The organism is Thioalkalivibrio sp. AKL6, assembly GCF_000376905.1.
Lineage (GTDB): Bacteria > Pseudomonadota > Gammaproteobacteria > Ectothiorhodospirales > Ectothiorhodospiraceae > Thioalkalivibrio > Thioalkalivibrio versutus.
Genome location: NZ_AQXS01000009.1, coordinates 285,171 through 303,055, shown reverse-complemented (window position 1 = coordinate 303,055; position 17,885 = coordinate 285,171). Strand labels below are relative to the sequence as shown.

General features: G+C 65.6%; 12 protein-coding genes and 1 riboswitch. Of the genes, 4 read left to right on the top strand and 8 right to left on the bottom strand.

Annotated features, from left to right (window positions below; all coding sequences use genetic code 11):
• Positions 1 to 56: 56 nt before the first annotated feature.
• Entirely contained in the window at positions 57 to 1,055 is a 999-nt protein-coding gene (gene gap, locus D575_RS0106650) for a type I glyceraldehyde-3-phosphate dehydrogenase (protein WP_018145139.1), read from the bottom strand.
• A 42-nt stretch (positions 1,056 to 1,097) separates the two neighbouring features.
• Entirely contained in the window at positions 1,098 to 3,098 is a 2,001-nt protein-coding gene (gene tkt / locus D575_RS0106645; protein ID WP_026182074.1) for a transketolase, read from the bottom strand.
• A gap of 405 nt (positions 3,099 to 3,503) precedes the next feature.
• Between tkt and metK the strand changes: the two genes are divergently transcribed.
• From metK to D575_RS0106625, 4 genes are all read left to right on the top strand, one after another.
• The gene (metK, locus tag D575_RS0106640) at positions 3,504 to 4,676 is read left to right on the top strand and encodes a methionine adenosyltransferase (protein ID WP_018145137.1); all 1,173 of its coding nucleotides are present in this window, start codon (positions 3,504 to 3,506) and stop codon (positions 4,674 to 4,676) included.
• 33 nt (positions 4,677 to 4,709) lie between these two features.
• Positions 4,710 to 4,790, top strand: a riboswitch (S-adenosyl-L-homocysteine riboswitch).
• A gap of 19 nt (positions 4,791 to 4,809) precedes the next feature.
• Positions 4,810 to 6,222: an adenosylhomocysteinase gene (gene ahcY / locus D575_RS0106635; protein ID WP_018145136.1), complete on the top strand. Its 1,413-nt coding sequence runs from the start codon at positions 4,810 to 4,812 to the stop codon at positions 6,220 to 6,222.
• 95 nt (positions 6,223 to 6,317) lie between these two features.
• Positions 6,318 to 7,172, top strand: coding sequence for a methylenetetrahydrofolate reductase [NAD(P)H] (gene metF / locus D575_RS0106630; protein ID WP_018145135.1), 855 nt, complete (start codon positions 6,318 to 6,320; stop codon positions 7,170 to 7,172).
• Between the two features lie 5 nt (positions 7,173 to 7,177).
• Positions 7,178 to 7,924, top strand: a complete 747-nt coding sequence (locus tag D575_RS0106625; protein WP_018145134.1) for a 16S rRNA (uracil(1498)-N(3))-methyltransferase — start codon at positions 7,178 to 7,180, stop codon at positions 7,922 to 7,924.
• Positions 7,925 to 7,978: 54 nt separating this feature from the next.
• On the opposite strand, the gene D575_RS0106620 is transcribed toward D575_RS0106625, so the two are convergent.
• The 6 genes from D575_RS0106620 to pilG are packed head-to-tail and all read right to left on the bottom strand — an operon-like array spanning position 7,979 to position 17,762.
• Complete coding sequence (locus D575_RS0106620; RefSeq protein WP_018145133.1) at positions 7,979 to 8,470, bottom strand: hypothetical protein; 492 nt, start codon at positions 8,468 to 8,470, stop codon at positions 7,979 to 7,981.
• A complete protein-coding gene (locus tag D575_RS0106615) occupies positions 8,467 to 14,217 on the bottom strand; it encodes an Hpt domain-containing protein (RefSeq protein WP_018145132.1) in 5,751 nt (1,916 codons plus the stop codon). The genes D575_RS0106620 and D575_RS0106615 overlap by 4 nt, the downstream gene beginning before the upstream one ends.
• Before the next feature lie 15 nt (positions 14,218 to 14,232).
• Positions 14,233 to 16,320, bottom strand: coding sequence for a methyl-accepting chemotaxis protein (locus tag D575_RS0106610; protein WP_026182073.1), 2,088 nt, complete (start codon positions 16,318 to 16,320; stop codon positions 14,233 to 14,235).
• Between the two features lie 39 nt (positions 16,321 to 16,359).
• Positions 16,360 to 16,938 (bottom strand): chemotaxis protein CheW, encoded by a 579-nt coding sequence (locus D575_RS0106605; RefSeq protein WP_018145130.1) that lies wholly within the window; start codon positions 16,936 to 16,938, stop codon positions 16,360 to 16,362.
• Positions 16,935 to 17,300: a PleD family two-component system response regulator gene (locus D575_RS0106600; protein WP_018145129.1), complete on the bottom strand. Its 366-nt coding sequence runs from the start codon at positions 17,298 to 17,300 to the stop codon at positions 16,935 to 16,937. The genes D575_RS0106605 and D575_RS0106600 overlap by 4 nt, the downstream gene beginning before the upstream one ends.
• A 45-nt stretch (positions 17,301 to 17,345) precedes the next feature.
• Positions 17,346 to 17,762, bottom strand: a complete 417-nt coding sequence (gene pilG, locus D575_RS0106595) for a twitching motility response regulator PilG (protein ID WP_018145128.1) — start codon at positions 17,760 to 17,762, stop codon at positions 17,346 to 17,348.
• Between the last annotated feature and the right edge of the window lie 123 nt (positions 17,763 to 17,885).

Sequence of the window (17,885 nt, the reverse complement as noted above, 5' to 3'; positions counted from 1 at the left end):
CTCTTGGACCCAGGCAATGCAAATGGCCGGACCCCGAGGGGCCCGGCCATCCGGCCTTACTTGGCGACGTGCTCCACCATGCGCAGCATGTTGCAGGTGTAGCCGTACTCGTTGTCGTACCAGGCGACGACCTTCACGAAGGTCGGGTCCAGCTGGATGCCGGCGCCGGCGTCAAACACGGACGGGGCGGTGTAGCCACGGAAGTCGGTGGAGACCACCAGGTCTTCGGTGTAGCCCAGCACGCCCTTCAGCTCGCCCTCGGAGGCCTTCTTCATGGCGGCGCAGACGTCGTCGTAGTTGGCGTCGCTGTTGAGCTCCACGGTGAGGTCGACCACCGACACGTCGGAGGTCGGCACGCGGAAGGCCATGCCGGTCAGCTTGCCGTTCAGTTCCGGCAGCACCTTGCCCACGGCCTTGGCGGCACCGGTGGAGGACGGGATGATGTTCTCCAGGATGCCGCGGCCCCCGCGCCAGTCCTTCATGGACGGGCCATCGACGGTCTTCTGGGTCGCCGTGGCGGCGTGCACGGTGGTCATCAGACCACGCTTGATGCCGAACTTGTCGTTCAGCACCTTGGCCACCGGGGCCAGGGCGTTGGTGGTGCAGGACGCGGCAGAGACCATGGTCTGGCCGGCGTACTCACCATGGTTCACGCCAAAGACGAACATCGGGGTGTCGTCCTTGGACGGCGCGGACATCACGACCTTCTTGGCGCCGGCGTCCAGATGCTTCTGGGCGGTCTCGGCGGTCAGGAACAGACCGGTGGATTCGATCACGATGTCGGCGTCGATATCGCCCCACTTCAGCGCGGCCGGATCCTTTTCGGCGGTCAGGCGGATGCGGTTGCCGTTCACCACCAGGTCGTTGCCGTCGACGCTGACGTCGCCTTCGAAGCGGCCATGGACCGAGTCATAACGCAGCATGTAGGCCAGGTATTCCGGATCCAGCAGGTCGTTGATGCCGACCACCTGGAGGTTCGGGAAATCCTTGGCGATGGCACGGAAAGCCATGCGGCCGATACGACCGAAGCCGTTGATACCAACCTTGATAGACATGAGAGTCTCCTCTTTATTGCTTAAGCGAAATCGAATTCGGGCTCAGCCGTTCAGCACGTCACGTGCGACCTGGGCGACGTTCTCCGGCTTGAAACCGAAGTAATCGAGCAGGGCACCACCCGGGGCGGATTCGCCGAAGCGATCCAGGCCAAACACCGCGCCGTCGAGGCCGGTGAACTTGTGCCAGGTCGTGGTCGCGCCGGCCTCGATGGCGACACGGGCGCGCACGGCCTTCGGCAGCACGGCCTCGCGGTAGGCCGGATCCTGCTGGTCGAACAGCTCGACACAGGGCATGGAGACCACGCGGACCTTCTTGCCCTCGCCGCTCAGCACGTCGGCGGCCTGCACGGCCAGTTCAATCTCGGAACCGGTGGCGATGAAGATCAGGTCCGGGGTGCCGTCGCAATCCTTCAGCACGTAACCGCCGCGGGCGATGTTGGCGAGCTGCTCGCCGTCACGCTCCATGTGCGGCAGGCCCTGACGCGACAGGATGAACGCGGACGGGCCGTCGGTACGCTCGATGCCGGCCTTCCAGGCGACGGCGGTCTCGACCGCATCACAGGGGCGCCAGACGTTCAGGTTCGGGATCAGACGCAGGCTCGGGGTCTGCTCGATGGGCTGGTGGGTCGGGCCGTCTTCGCCGAGACCGATGGAATCGTGGGTCAGCACGTACATCACGCGCTGCTTCATCAGCGCGGACATGCGGATGCCGTTGCGGGCGTAGTCGGAGAAGATCAGGAAGGTACCGCCGTACGGGATAAACCCGCCGTGCAGGGCGATGCCGTTCATGATTGCGGCCATGCCGAACTCGCGCACGCCGTAGAAGACGTAGTTGCCGGCGGCGTCGTCACGGGTGACGCCCTTGGACCCGCCATACATGGTCAGGTTGGAGCCGGCCAGGTCGGCGGAACCGCCCAGCAGTTCCGGAACGGCCGGGGCCATGCCGGCGATCGCGTTCTGCGAGGCCTTGCGCGAGGCGACCTTCTCGGCCTTCTCGATGGTCTGCTTGATATAGGCGTTGGCCTTCTCTCTCCAGTCGGCCGGCAGATCCCCGGCAATCCGGCGCTCGAACTCGGCGGCCAGTTCCGGATGGGCGGCCTTGTAGGCGGCGAAGCGTTCCTTCCACTCGGTCTCGGCCTTGGCACCCTTGTCCTTCGCGCTCCAGCCCGCGTAGATGTCGTTCGGGATCTCGAACGGGCCGTGCTCCCAGCCCAGTTCCTTGCGGGTCAGGGCGACCTCGTCGTCGCCCAGGGCGGCGCCGTGGCACTCTTCCTTGCCGGACTTGTTGGGGGAGCCGAAGCCGATCACGGTCTTGCAGCAGATCAGGCTCGGCTTGTCGCTGTTCTGGCGGGCCTCCTCGATCGCGGCCTTGACCGCGTCGGCGTCGTGGCCATCCACGCCGCGCACCACGTGCCAGCCGTAGGCCTCGAAGCGCCCCGGGGTGTCGTCGGTGAACCAGCCCTCGACCTCGCCGTCGATGGAGATGCCGTTGTCATCCCAGAACGCGACCAGCTTGCCCAGGCCCAGGGTGCCGGCCAGCGCGCAGGTCTCGTGGGAGATCCCTTCCATCATGCAGCCGTCGCCAAGGAAGGCGTAGGTGTTGTGGTCGACGATGTCGTGGCCCGGCTGGTTGAAGTGGGCGGCCATCATCTTCTCGGCCAGCGCCATGCCGACCGCGTTGGAGATGCCCTGGCCGAGCGGACCGGTGGTGGTCTCGACACCGGCGGTGTAGCCGTATTCCGGGTGGCCCGGGGTCTGCGAGTGCAGCTGACGGAACTGCTTGATCTCGTCCATCGGCAGGTCGTAGCCGCTCAGATGCAGCAGCGAGTAGACCAGCATGGAGCCGTGACCGTTGGACATCACGAAGCGGTCGCGATCCGGCCAGCTCGGGTTCGCCGGGTTGTGCTGCATGTAGTCGTTCCACAGCACCTCGGCGATGTCCGCCATCCCCATCGGCGCTCCCGGGTGACCGGAATTGGCCTTCTGAACTGCGTCCATCGAAAGGGCGCGGATGGCGTTGGCAAGCTCTCTACGGGTCGGCATGCTGATCTCCTGCTCTAAGTAGTATTGGGTTCGGCTGATGGCGGGCGGCGGCGCGAGGCGCCAGCGGCGGCAGACCCGGACGAGTCGACCGAACGAGGGCTCACCAGTACCGGCCGGCGCGCCAGCGCACGGCGGTGGCCCGAGCAGCCTGCGGGAGCGGACCCTTACTCGGCCACGCGAACGCGCGGCGGGCAGCACTCCCCATCAAAGGCGGTGCATTTTGGCCACTTTCGGGCACCGGGGCAAGTCGGCCCCAAACCGCGCCACGCTGCGCCCTCGCCGCCGGCCGGGGCACCGATGCCCTGACGATCGCGGAGGAGGGGCTTAGAAAAATCCTGCGAGTCGCGTTACACTAGAGGTCGTTTTGCGCAAAACTAAATCGAAACGACCCAAAAGGAACGCTTAATGTCCAACGACTATATCTTTACTTCGGAATCTGTCTCTGCCGGTCACCCCGACAAAATGGCCGACCTGGTGTCCGACACCATCGTCGACGCCATCATCGAGCAGGATCCGCATGCACGTATCGCCTGCGAGACCGCCACCAAGACCGGCATGGTCATGCTGCTGGGCGAGATCACCACTGGCGCGCAGATCGACTACGAGCGCCTGGTGCGCGACACCGTCGTCGAGATCGGCTACAACGATTCCGACGTCGGCTTCGACGGCAAGACCTGCGCCGTGCTGAACGTGCTGGGCGAGCAGTCCCAGGACATCGCCATGGGTGTGGACCGCGACGTCTCCGACCGCGCCACCCAGGGCGCTGGCGACCAGGGCCTGATGTTCGGCTACGCCGCGCGCGAGACCGACACCCTGATGCCCGCCCCGATCTTCTACGCCCACAAGATGGTGCGCATCCAGTCCGAACTGATGAAGAGCGGCAAGCTGCCGTGGCTGCGTCCGGACGCCAAGAGCCAGGTCTCCCTGCGCTATGAAAATGGCAAGCCGGCCGGTCTGGACGCCGTGGTCCTGTCGACCCAGCACAGCCCGGACATCTCGCAGAAGGATCTGAAGGAAGCGATCTACGAAGAGATCTTCAAGAAGGTCCTGCCGGCTGAATGGCTGAGCCAGGTCGCCGACGACAAGCTCCACATCAACCCGACCGGCAAGTTCGAGATTGGCGGCCCGGTGGGCGACGCTGGCCTGACCGGCCGCAAGATCATCGTCGACACCTACGGCGGCATGGCCCGTCACGGTGGTGGCGCGTTCTCCGGCAAGGACCCGTCCAAGGTGGACCGTTCCGCAGCCTACGCCGGTCGCTATGTGGCCAAGAACATCGTTGCCGCCGGCCTGGCCGAGAAGTGCGAGATCCAGGTCTCCTACGCCATCGGCGTGGCCGAACCGACCTCGATCACGATCGACACCTTCGGCACCGGCAAGCTGGACGATCGCAAGATCGAAGGCTTTGTGCGCGAAGTGTTTGATCTGCGCCCGTGGGGCCTGATCCAGATGATGGATCTGCTGCGTCCGATCTACAAGGCGACTGCCGCCTACGGTCACTTCGGCCGCGAAGATGTCGACCTCCCCTGGGAGCGTACCGACAAGGCCGAGGAACTCAAGAAGATGGCGGGCCTCTAAGAGTCTCCGACACTTCTTAGAAGAAATACCCATCCGGCTGAGGAGCGCTGCAGCGGTTTTACCGTCAGGCTCAGCCGGATGCACCCTGAAACATGAACACGGCGCTCATCCAGATAAACGGAGAAGTTGATCCATGAATGCTGTGATGAACGACAAAAAGACCACCGATTACGTCGTCAAGGACATTAACCTTGCCGAATTCGGCCGCAAGGAAATTGCGATTGCCGAGACCGAAATGCCCGGTCTGATCCAGACTCGCGAAGAGTACGCGGCCTCCAAGCCGCTGAAGGGCGCCAAGATTGCCGGCTCCCTGCACATGACCATCCAGACCGCGGTGCTGATCCAGACCCTGGAAGCCCTGGGTGCCGACGTGCGCTGGGCCTCCTGCAACATCTACTCCACCCAGGACCACGCCGCGGCCGCAATTGCCGACGCCGGCACCCCGGTCTTCGCCGTGAAGGGCGAAACCCTGGAAGAGTACTGGGACTACTGCCACCGCATCTTCGAATTCGACGGCGGCGCCAACATGATCCTGGACGATGGCGGTGACGCCACGCTGCTCCTGCACATCGGCGCCAAGGCCGAGAAGGACCAGTCGGTCATCTCCAACCCGGAGAACGAAGAAGAAGTCGCCCTGTTTGCCTCGATCAAGGATCGCCTGGCCAAGCAGCCGACCTGGTACTCCGAGCAGCTCGCCAAGATCAAGGGCGTGACCGAAGAGACCACCACCGGTGTGCATCGCCTGTACCAGATGGCGAAAGACGGCGAACTGGCCTTCCCGGCGATCAACGTCAATGACTCGGTCACCAAGTCCAAGTTCGACAACCTGTACGGCTGCCGCGAGTCCACCGTGGACTCCATCAAGCGCGCCACCGACGTCATGATCGCCGGCAAGATCGCCGTGGTCTGCGGCTACGGTGACGTCGGCAAGGGTGCCGCCCAGTCGCTGGCCGGCCTCGGTGCCACCGTGTGGATCACCGAAATCGACCCGATCTGCGCCCTGCAGGCCGCCATGGAAGGTTTCCGCGTCGTCACGATGGAAGACGCGGCCGACAAGGCCGAGATCTTTGTCACCGCGACCGGTAACAAGGACGTGATCACCGAAGATCACATGACCCGCATGAAGAACCAGGCCATCGTCTGCAACATCGGTCACTTCGACTCCGAGATCGCCGTGGCCGCGATGCGCAAGTACGAGTGGGAGAACATCAAGCCGCAGGTTGACCACATCATCCTGCCGAATGGCAACCGGATCATCATGCTGGCCGAAGGCCGTCTGGTGAACCTGGGCTGCGGTACCGGCCATCCGAGCTTCGTGATGTCCAACTCCTTCACCAACCAGACCCTGGCTCAGATCGAGCTGTGGACCAAGGGTGACCAGTACGACAAGAACGTCTTCGTGCTGCCGAAGCACCTGGACGAGAAGGTCGCACAGCTGCACCTGTTCAAGCTGGGCGCCAACCTGACCCGTCTTACCGACGATCAGGCGAAGTACCTGGGTATGTCGGCGGATGGCCCGTTCAAGCCGGAACACTACCGCTACTGATCGGCCAGCCTCACATTTCAATTCGTTGGTAATGTGAACGCCGAGGCGGGCCGCATGTTCGTGCGGTCCGCCTTCTTTTTGTCTGGAGGACAAACATGTCTGCACAAGAACGCGTCTACAGCGTTGAATTTTTCCCGCCCAAGGACGAGGCCGGAGCCGAACGCCTGGCCAAGGCCCGCAAGCGTCTGGGCGCACTGAATCCCGAGTTCTATTCCGTCACCTTCGGCGCCGGGGGATCCACCCGCGACCGCACCCTGGAGACGGTCCGGGACATCATCGACAACGATGGCATCCCCGCCGCCCCGCATGTCTCCTGCATTTCGTCGACCAAGGACGAGCTGCGGGACCTGCTGTCGACCTACCGCGATTCCGGGGTCAAGCGCATTGTGGCGCTGCGCGGCGACCTGCCGTCCGGCACCAAGCATTCCGGCGGTGATTTCCGTTATGCCTCCGAGCTGGTGGAGTTCGTCCGCGCCGAGTTCGGCGACCAGTTCAAGATCGAGGTCGCGGCCTATCCGGAGTTCCATCCGCAGGCACCGAATGCCGAGAAGGACCTGGAGAACTTCAAGACCAAGGTGGATGCTGGCGCCGACGCCGCGATCACCCAGTACTTCTACAATCCGGACGCCTACGTGGCCTTCATGGAACGGGTAGAGAAGATGGGCATCACAATCCCGATCATTGCCGGGATCATGCCGATCACCAACTACACCCAGATCGTGCGCTTCTCCGAGATGTGCGGCGCCGAGATCCCGCGCTACATCCGCAAGCGGATGGAGGCTTATGGCGACGACAAGGAATCGATCCGCAAATTCGGGATCGAGGTCGCCACGCGTCTGACCGACGACCTGCTCGATAACGGCGCGCCTGGAATCCACTTCTATTCGATGAACCAGGCCGGACCGACCGAACAGATCTGGAAGGCCCTGGACCTCGACAACCGGAAGTAGACGGCATGCGCTGCCCCCGGCTGCTGCTCGAATCCGAGGCACTGGCCGCGGGGCAGTCGCTCCCCGCCCCACAGGACCGGCTGCATTACGCCACCACCGTCCTTCGTCTGAAAAGCGGTGCCCCCTGCCGCGTCTTCGACGGCCTCGGCAACGAATTCGACGCGACCCTCGAACTCACCGACCGACGCCACGGCACCTTCCATCTGGGCGAACGTGCCGCCGCCCCGACCCATCCCGCGTTTCCGATCCACCTGCTGCAGGGCGTGGCCCGCGGCGACCATATGGACCTGGCCATTCAGAAGGCCGTGGAGCTCGGCGTACAGTCCATCCGCCCGGTGCTGTGCGAACGCTCGCGTTCGGCTGCCGCCCACAAAGGACTGGAGAAACGCCAGCGGCACTGGCAGGGCATCCTGCAGGCCGCTGTGGAGCAATGCGGCCGCAATGAACTGCCCGCGCTACATCAACCGGCCCTGCCCGCGGCCGCACTCGCGGAATGCCCGGACAGCCTCGGGCTGCTCGCCGAGGAAGGCGCGCCCGGGCTGGACGACCGCCTGGTCGCCCGCGGGCACCCGCCCGGCGCAGTGGCGCTGTATATCGGACCGGAAGGGGGGCTAACGCCTGCGGAGCGCGAGCAGGCCCGGGCAGGTGGATTTCTGGGCGTCGGCATGGGCCCGCGGACCCTGCGCACCGAGACGGCCGCAATGGCCCTGATCACCCTGGTACAGGCGCGTCTCGGGGACCTTCGAGGCTAGTCACAACAGGCGGGAACCGCCCCGGTGGGGTCGTCTCGAGTCGCCGCCACATGATCAGGCTGGCTGCGTCTCCGCAAGCTCGAGCAGACGCTGCTCGAGGGTATCCAGTCGAAGCAAGTGAGTCGTCACGCCCGAGGCCTTCACCCGCCAGGACCACGGAGTGGCGTCGACGTGCTCCAGCGCATAGATATTCTGCGCGGTGATCTGCACCGGATGCGGCGTACCGCGAACCTCCAGGGCATAAAACGGCAGGTGATCCGGCTGCATCACCGCCTGCATCACCAGAAGCCGGGTGAACCGCCGGCGATCCTCGCCGCTGTCGCGGCCCGGATCCAGCAACTGGTTCACGTTGATCACCGGCACTTGCACGTCCTGCCAGACCAGGCTGGGCTGCAGCCAGGGGACATCCGGATGCTCGGATTCCTGCTGGACGGCCCCGGCGCGGGTGGTCACCTCGAGAAAGGCGCTGCGCGGGAGCAGGATGGAGCCGCTATCCAGCTGAACGATCACCGCCTCGACGGCCTGACCCTGTGCTTCCTCGCTCATGCCGGTATCCCTTCGAGTTGCTCGCGGATCGCGTTCAGCAGGTCATTCTCCAGATACGGTTTCCCGAGATAACCGTTGACCCCGAGACGGTTGGCGCGCTCGCGGTGCTTGGTCCCGCTGCGCGAGGTGATCATGATGATGGGCACCCGCCCGAAGTCCGGATGATCGCGCACGTGGGCGGCGAACTCGAAGCCGTCCATGCGCGGCATCTCCACGTCCAGCAGGATCAGCTGCGGGCGCCGCTCGTCCAGCAGGCCCACCGCATCGAGACCGTCACGGGCCGTGACCACGTCGTAGCCGTGGCGCGTCAGCAGGCGCGCGGTGACCTTGCGAATGGTAATCGAGTCATCCACCACCATGATCCGTTTCGCGCTCGCCGTCTCGCCAACAGCCTGCGGCGTCTCCGCCAGGGACGCCGTCGCGGAGGCAAACCTGACCAACATGCTCAGATCAAGAATCAGCATGACCGAACCATCGCCCTGGAGGGTGGCACCGGCCACACCCGGGATACGACTGAGGACCGGGCCCACCGACTTCACCACAACCTCCTGACTACCCAGCAGGCCGTCAATGCGCAACGCGATACGCTGATCATCGGCGCGCACGAGCAACAACGGGAACGGATGATCCGGCAAGTGTTCGACGCCCGCCTGACTCTCCACACCCATCAAGTCACCGAGCCCGCGCACTGCGTAGTCCTGACCGATGTAGTTGTAGATTGCCTCGTCGTCCCGGCGATCGATCTCCTCGGCACGCGCGCGAACCACACCCTCCACCGAGGCCATCGGGACGGCAAAGGTTTCTTCGCCCACCTGCACCAGCAAGGCCTGCGAGATCGCCAGGGTGAACGGCAGGCGCATGGTGAAACGCGAGCCCTTGCCTGGCGTCGACTGGATCTCCAGCGTGCCGCCCAGCTGTTTCACGTCGCTGTTCACCACGTCCAGGCCAACGCCGCGCCCCGCCACCTGCGAGACCTCGGCGGCGGTGGAGAAACCGGACTGCAGGATGAGCTGCAGGGCCTGGGCATCCGTGACCTCGGCATCCGCCGCAATGAGCCCGCGCTCCACCGCGCGCGCCCGGATCGCCTCGGCATCGATGCCCCGACCGTCATCCGTGACCTGCAACCGGATTTCGCTCCCGGACTGCTCCAGACTGACATCGATCTGGCCCTGCGCCGGCTTGTGTGCCTGTTCCCGTTCGGCAGCGCCTTCGATGCCGTGCGCAATGGCATTGCGCAGCAGGTGCTCCAACGGCGACACCAGGCGTTCCAGCAGGGCACGGTCCAGCTCGGCCCCCTGGCCGGTGAACTCGACGCGGACCTGTTTTCCCAGGTCCTCGCCCGCCTGGCGTACCACCCGCCGTAGCCGCGGCGCCATACGCGCGAAACGCACCATGCGCTGACGCATCAACTGGTCCTGCAGATCGGTCCCCACCCGCCGCTGCTGCAGAAGGATGCCCCCGGCATTCTGCAACTCGTCACCGACTTCCTGCTTCAGGGCCTCGAGGTCACTCACACTCTCGGCGAGCGCGCGGGACAGCTGCTGGATGCCGGAATAGCGGTCCATTTCCAGCGGATCGAAGTCGAGGGCGTCCTCGCCACCCTCCTCCTCCACGCGGAACAGGATCTGGGTCTCGGTTTCGATCTCGAGCTTGCGCAGCTGGTCGCGCAGACGGGCGATGGTGCGCTCCAGTTCGTCGACCTGGCTCTCGACCCGCCCAACCGTCTGTTCGAAGCGGCGATGGAAGGTCGCCAGCTCGCCGGCATTGTTCACCAGGCTGTCGAGGACCTCGGCATCCATGCGCACCTGGTCCTGGATCCGCCGGCCCTCGGTCTCCGGCGTCTCGTGGCTGCGCCGGTCCGTCTCCGCTCGGGCCTCCTCGACCTCCAGATCCCTCCCGGAGGTGGCTTCGGCTTCGGAGTCGTCGCTCTCAAACGTATCCGCCTCGGGCTCCGCGTCGGTCGATTCGGCGTCCGCTTCACCCCCGGCCCAGGCGCGCAGCGCGGGCAGCGATTCGCTGGCCGATTCGTCCATCTGCCAGGCCCCGACCCCGCGCTCGACCAGGCGCTGTACGTCGCTCAAGGCCCGCTCGGTAAGCTGGAAGAAGCCGTCGCGCGGCTCCAGACCGGTCTCGGTCTCCACGCTCAATGCACTTTCCAGGGCGTGCGCAATGGCTCCGACCACGGTGAAACCGGCCATGCGGGCGCTGCCCTTCAGGGTGTGCACTTCGCGCTGGAAGGCATTCTGATCGGGCCCGGGGCGCCCCCCAGTCTCGCGCCAGCCATTCAGGGCCGTGAACGCAGACTCGAGGATATCGCGCGCCTCCTCGATGAAGACCTCGGCAAACTCCCAGTCGATCTCCGGTTCCGGTTCCGACTCTGCGGCCGACTCGGCGACATCGAGGTCGTCGAAGTCGGGCGACGCTTCCTCGCTGGCATCATCTTCAGTCCGCAGCAGCTGTTCCGCGGTCGCATTATCCAGCAGGGCATAGACCTCGGGGGCCCAGGGCGGCGGGTCCAGGACCTTGAGCGGGTCCGGTGCCTCGTCGCCGACTGCATCGGCCACGTACGTCTCCAGCTGCCGCAGCAACTCGATGGCCTGCGGCGGCAGTGCCCATTCCATGTCGCGATGGATCCGGATCAGCCGTTCGAACGGTCCGCACACCGAATAAATGCCACGGATATCGGCCGTCCGGGCGCTGCCGTTCAGGGTATGCAGCGCCCGCTCGAGGTCATGGTTCGGGACCCGGTCCGGGCGCCACTGGGACTCGTCCAGCCAACCACGCAGCGCGAGCAGATGGACCTGCGCCTCGGCGGCAAACACCTGCCACAGCTGGGGATCCGTGTCCATGCGAGCGGCCACGGGCTCGGACGGGAGCTCCGGCTCTTCAGCCTCGGCCTCTCCGTCGACAGGACCTTCGAGGGCACCCTCCTCGACGGCGCCGGAATCCTCCCCGACCTCGGCCGCAACATCCGGGGCCATCGTGTCGCCCTCGGTCAGCGCCTCTTCGGTCACCTCGAAGGCATCGGCGGGAAGCTCCAGGGCGTCGAGATCCAGCGGTTCAGCAGACCGCTCAGCCGCCGCCGGCTCTTCCGTCTCCCACGGCGAATCCAGGGTTCCCCCGTGCTCGGACTCGGCGGATTCCGTTTTTTCGGTCGCCGCTGCCAGGGCATCCGGCGGCAGATCGGGCACAAAGGGGCCCGGCTCCTGCAGGAGCTCGTCGGCCGCCTCGTCTTGGTCGGGGGCCGCCGTCTCGGCGCCTTCGAGCGAATCCGGTGCGTCCAGTTCGTCGAGGGTACGCGCCAGGGCCTCGAACTCCGCGTCCGCACCCGGCGGCGCAGCGCGCACAGCCGGCTCATCATCCTCCGCCTCGGCCTCGGCCTCGGCCTCGGGTTCCGGCTCGCCGCCGGCCAGAGCCCGCAGGCGCAAGGCAATGTCCAGAACCGGCGTAACCGGCCCGGTATCGTCACGCACCTCCGCCACCAGTCCGGGCAGGACGCCGATGCCATCCTCAATCACCTGCAACGTGGCGTGGTCCGCCTCCTGGCCGGAATCCAGCTGGCGGTTGAGGAACGACTCCACGGCCCAGGCGAATTCGCCCAGGCGCAAGGCGCCGGCCAACCGCCCCGACCCTTTCAGTGTGTGGAAGGAACGGCGAATGACCGAGAGGCTGTCGAGATCGGCCGGGTTGGCCTGCCAGCGCGGGAAGTGTTCGCCCAGACTGGCTACCTCCTCGTCCGCCTCCTCGAGGAAGATCTCCAGGATTTCCAGGTCGACCTCCGGACCGCGGACCTGCTCCGCCAGCACGGTGTCGTCGAAAGGCAATGAATCGCGACCGGCCGCGGGCAGCGGGCTCGCCGGTTGCACGACAGGCGTGGCATCGGCATCGGCATCGGCATCGGCATCGGCATCGGCATCGGCATCGGCATCGGCATCGGCGGCGAGCGTGTCCAATGGCTCTTCGCCAGGTTCGTCGTTGGGTGTGAGATCGAAAGGCGGAGGTTCGGCGAGGCCGGCGGGGTCCAATTCAGCCCCGGTGTCTACCGCCGGCGCATCCGGGACCGCAGCCAGATGAACGGCGGCGACGTCGCCGCCGGAGATCGCACCAATGCGCTGCAGGGCCGCAATCCCCCGCTCGTGGACACTGTCCAGTTCACGCCAGGGCTGTCCGGAAGACTCCAGGGCGACCTCGATACTGCTAAGGACCTCGGCAAGGGCCTCGATCTCGCCTTCGTCGAGTTCGGCCGCTGCCATGCCGGCGCGGGAATCGAGATGACGGATCAGCGGGCCCAGCAGGGCGTGCAGGGCCTCGAAGCCGGACATCGACATCGCGCCCTCGATCCGGCGCAGCCCCTCGCGCGCCTCGTCGAGTCCATCGCCAGAGGCGTCCGCGCCGGCATCAAGGAATCCGAGGAAGATGTCGCGGACCCGGCGCACATCCACCAGGGCCTCCTTGTAGACAGCCGCCGCCAGCGCGCGATCGAATTCGGCCTGGGGCGTGGGGCTGGCGCTCTTGCGGCGCAGACCCGATTCCAACAGGGACTCCAGCGCCAGCAGGTGCTCCGCCAGCACCATGTCGACCTGTTCATCCGCCGCGCCCGCGCGCTCGGGAGTGAGCGATGCCATCAGGGCGTCGGTGTGGTCCTGTCCGGCATCCAGCCCGAGAAGGCTGAGTGTCGAGCCAATACGCTCGACCTGCCCGCGCAGGCTCTCGAGGTCGTCGACACCCCGCACCTGTGACCGCATCAAGACATCCAGCCGCTCGCGGACCTCGGCAAGGTCGTCTTCCAGGGCCTGGCGCAGGTTGTCGTAGACCGAACGGCCCACCCCGGTACCACCTTCCACGAGGCTCAACTGGTCGAGCCCGAATACCTCGCGCACGGCGAGGGTCTGTTCGCCCTCGGAGGTCGCGCAGGCAACGTGGAACAACAGGGTCTTGATCAGGTCGGGCGAGGCCTCGTATTCCGGTTCCGATCCGGCATTACCGGCCTCCACATGGGCCGACAAGGCGTTCAGATAGCGTCCGAGTTCGCGATCGACCCGGCCGACCAGTCGGCGCACGTCGGTATCGGCTTCGACACCGCCCTCGGCGACCGCCTCGAGCATCGCACCGGCGACCCAGAACAAGCGCCGGGCCTCGCCCGCCGGAACGGCCTCCTCCACCACGCGGGCAGTCGCCTGCATTCGGGCGGCCGGTTCGGTCGCATCTTCGCCGCGCACCAATTCCAGCAGATCGCGCTGAAAGCGCCGACGCGCCTGTTGCAGCAGCGGGACGCGAGATGTCGGGTCGAGCACATCGCCACCCGAGCCTACACGCTCATCGTCCACTGTCTGCGGGTCCGGCATCAATGCCGCGACATCCAGCAGCAACGAAGCGCCGCGACTGTTGCGCAATTCATTCAGCAGAGGGACGAGGATCATGGGCGACGGCAATTCGCCATCGCCCTCGTTCTCGAGGTAGTCGGGCAGTTGCAGGGCGGCCCGTAGCAGCGGCTCGGTGGCGGCCACATTCGGCTCGTCAGCGCGTTCGATCTGCCCCAGGACCTGCAACATCTCGTCGCAGATCAGGACCACGCTGTCGACCTGGACCATGACCAGGGTGTTGCGGATCTGTTCGACACGACTGCGCGCCTCGGCCAGACAATCGCTACAGCCCGGATCGTCGGAGTACCGTCGCAACGCGTCCTGGACCTCGACAAACAGCTTGTCGAGCTCGTCGCGGACCCAGTTCAGTGCGCTGGATGCCATCGGCCGCGTCCGCCGTCAGGCTCGTTGTTCGTCGGAAGAGGTCGGACCGGGGTCGGAAGCCGGCTCCTCCTCGATCACAGCATCGACACGCTCGGTGGTGCCGCCCGGCTCCGGCAGCTTGAAGTCCGATACCGAGGACTGCAGCTGGGCCGAGAGCTGGGCCAGGTCGCCGATCGCCGCCGCGGTGGACTGGGTCCCCTGCGTGGTCTCGGAAGTAATCTCGCGGATCTGGGCCATGATGGAGGTCACATCCTGAGCCATCTCGGACTGCTTGCGCGCCGACGAGGAGATCCCGTCGATCAGATCCGCCAGATCGCTGGAGACCTGCTCGATCTCGGACAGCGCCTCGCCCGCGGCCTGGGCCAGCTCGGCCCCCTGGACCACGTTGGCGGTACTCTGCTCCATGGAACTCACGGCCTCGCTGGTATCCGCCTGGATGGCCTTGACCAGCCCCTCCACCTGACGGGTCGCGCTGGAGGAGCGCTCCGCAAGGCGCTGGACCTCGTCCGCCACCACCGCGAAGCCACGCCCGGCCTCGCCCGCGGCGGAGGCCTGGATCGCGGCATTCAGTGCGAGCACGTTGGTCTGTTCCGCGATGTCGTTGATCAGGCCGATGATGTCGCCAATCTCCTGCGACGACTCACCCAGGCGCTTGATCCGTTTCGCCGTCTCCTGGATTTGTTCGCGGATGTTGTCCATGCCCTCGATGGAACGGCGCACGGTGCCCGCCCCGCGGGATGCAATCTCCACCGAGTTACGTGCCACGGAGGCCGACTGTTCGGCATCCTGGGCGACCTTGTCGACCGAGCCCGACACCTCCTCGATCGCATCGTCCGCGCGCTGGATCTCGCGGGCCTGCTCTTCCGACTTCTCGGCCAGCCCCAGCACCTGGGACCGCGTGGAAGCCGAGGATTCGCTGATATCGGCCGCCACCGTGTTGATGGTCGCGACCAGGGTGCGCAGGTTCTCGATCGCGTAGTTCATCGAGTCCGCGATGGCCCCGGTGAAGTCCTCGGTCACCGTCGCGTTGACCGTGAGGTCGCCATCCGCAAGGTTCATCATTTCATCGAGCAGGCGCAGGATTGCCTGTTGGTTGCGTTCGTTCTGCGCCTCGGTCTCCGCCAGCTCGCGCTTGGTATCGCGGTAGAGGAACAGACCCATCGCGATCAGCAGCAGCAGCGCGAGGCCACCGAAGCCGAACCCGATGAGCGCGATCACGCCCGCGCGTTCGGCCTCAACGGTGATGGCGTTTTCGAAGTCACCGGTGGTCTCCAGCATCGCACCACTGCTGGCCTCGACATTGGAGGCCGCCGCATTGACCTCGAACACCTGGGTGGAGGTATCCAGAACGCCTTCCACCGCCTCGCTAAAGGCGACGAACAGCGTGGCGATCTCCATCAGCAAGGCACGCGCTTGCGGGTCATCGACCGGTTCGACCCCCAGCGGGGCGAACCCCTCGATCAGGCCGTCCAGCACGCGGCCGTACAACGTTGCATCGCGCTCGAAGCGCTCGATCGCGGGGGCCGCCTCGGCGCCCCCCTGGAGCACGCGACCCAGACTGTTGGCGATACGCTGAATCAGCATGGTCTGGCGCGCCGCCACATAAACCTGCTCCGGCGGCTCGCCGATCCGGGTCATGCGCCGCACCACATCGTCGGACAGGCGCGAGAGCTCCGGCGAAAACGCGGCCACCGCATCGGAAAATTCCGTGATCAACTGGATATCCGAACGCCCGAGGATGACGGTGTTGATGTTGTCCCGGTACGCCGACCATTCGCGATCCACCGCGGCGATATCCTCTTGCAAGGGTTCCGGAAGTGGCTGCAGGCCGTCACCCCCCTGGCGGATTCGATCCAGGCGGGCCTCGAAGTCATCGCGCAGGGACTGCAGATCGCGGAATCCCTGCTCGGAGCCGGCGGCCGCCTCCAGCGAGCTGGTGGCGAGACGCTGCGACAACAGACGCAAGTCATTGGCCAGCGCGATCCGGTCACGGTACTGACTCTGCTCGTACTCGTGGTAGGTAAAGGCCCCGCCTGTCGCGATCAGGGCCAGCACCAGCAAGCCCCCGAGGACGAAGTTACGTGCGCGACGACTCGATCCCATCAGTTCATACTCCCTGTCGCAGCACCGCGAACCCCGTCATCAGACGGTAGCTGCGGACTGTTCGCTATTGGATGCACCGGCCAAGCCCGTGCCGGTAAAGCGATTGTTGTCATTGAGTAGCAGGTCCAGATCCAGCACCGGGTGCAACCGGTGCCCCAGATCGAACCCGCCGGTAATGAACGGGCGGACGGCCTCGGGGACCGAGACCTCCAGGCGCCGCTGGGAAGGGATGCAACGGCGCATCCCCTCGACCTGGCTGACCAGAAGCCCGGCCATGCCCTGGCCCTGAGGCGCCACCACGATGCGCTGCCCGGTCGCGTCGTCCGGCAATGGCCGGTCCAGCAGCAGCCTGCCCATGTCGAAGACCGGCAGTACCAGCCCCCGCAGATTGCCCACGCCGAGCACGGCGGAATCCGCCAGCGGCACGCGGGTCAGCGCCATCGGGTCGGCGACCTCCGCGATCGAATCCATATCGACCAGGAAGCGGAAATCGCCAACCCGTAACAGGACGCCGCGCCAGCCGGTGCCGATGTCCCGCCGCAGTTCGCGATTGACGCGGCGCCCTTCACGATCAAGGCTCGCAATCAGCGCAAACGGCGAGGACAGGTCGGTCTTCATGCCGACAGATATTTCCCGATGGTGGCCAGCAGGTCCTTCTCGACCACTGGCTTGGTGATGTAGTCGCGAGCCCCCTGACGCATCGCCCAGACCCGGTCGGTGGCCTGATCCTTGGTGCTGACCACAACCACCGGGACATGCGCGGTTTCATCCGCCTGGGAAAGCTGGCGCGTGGCCTGGAAGCCATTCAGGCCCGGCATCACCACATCCATCAGGACCAGATCCGGCACCTGCGACTTGGCGGCGGCCACCCCATCCTCGCCGCTCTCGGCGGTGGTCACCGAGTGCCCGTTTTTCTCGAGCATGGTGCGCAGGACATGGATTTCGGTCGGCGAATCGTCAACGATCAGAATGCGGGCCATGGGGTTCGTCTTTCCTTGGTTAGTGTGCAGTGGCGACGCTGTGCATCACGCCGCAGGACTGGCGTATCGGCGCATGGCGCCCAGGAGGTCATCCCGGGTAAACGGCTTGGTGAGGTAGTCCTCCGACCCCACAACGCGCCCCTTCGCCTTGTCGAACACGCTGTCCTTGCTCGACAGCATGATGATCGGCGTGGCACGGAATTCCCTGTTGTTCTTGATCAGTGCGCAGGTCTGGTAGCCATCCAGGCGCGGCATCATGACGTCGATGAAGATAATGTCCGGGCGCGACTGCGCGACCTTGGACAGCGCCTCGAAGCCGTCCACGGCGGTAATGACTTCGGCCCCGTGCTTCTGCAGCAAGGATTCGGCGGTACGCCGAATGGTCTTGCTGTCATCGATCACCATGACCTTGAGCCCCTGAAACTCGATGGCCGAGTCCGCTTCGGCAAGCGCGTTAGACACCTTTTCCCCCTGAGGTCATTTCGCCCCGAATCTAGCGGAACCGGGGCTCTGTGACAAACAGCACACAATGATATTGCATACCGGGGGCCGCAACGCGCGCGGCGCTGATCCAGCTTGCGGGGT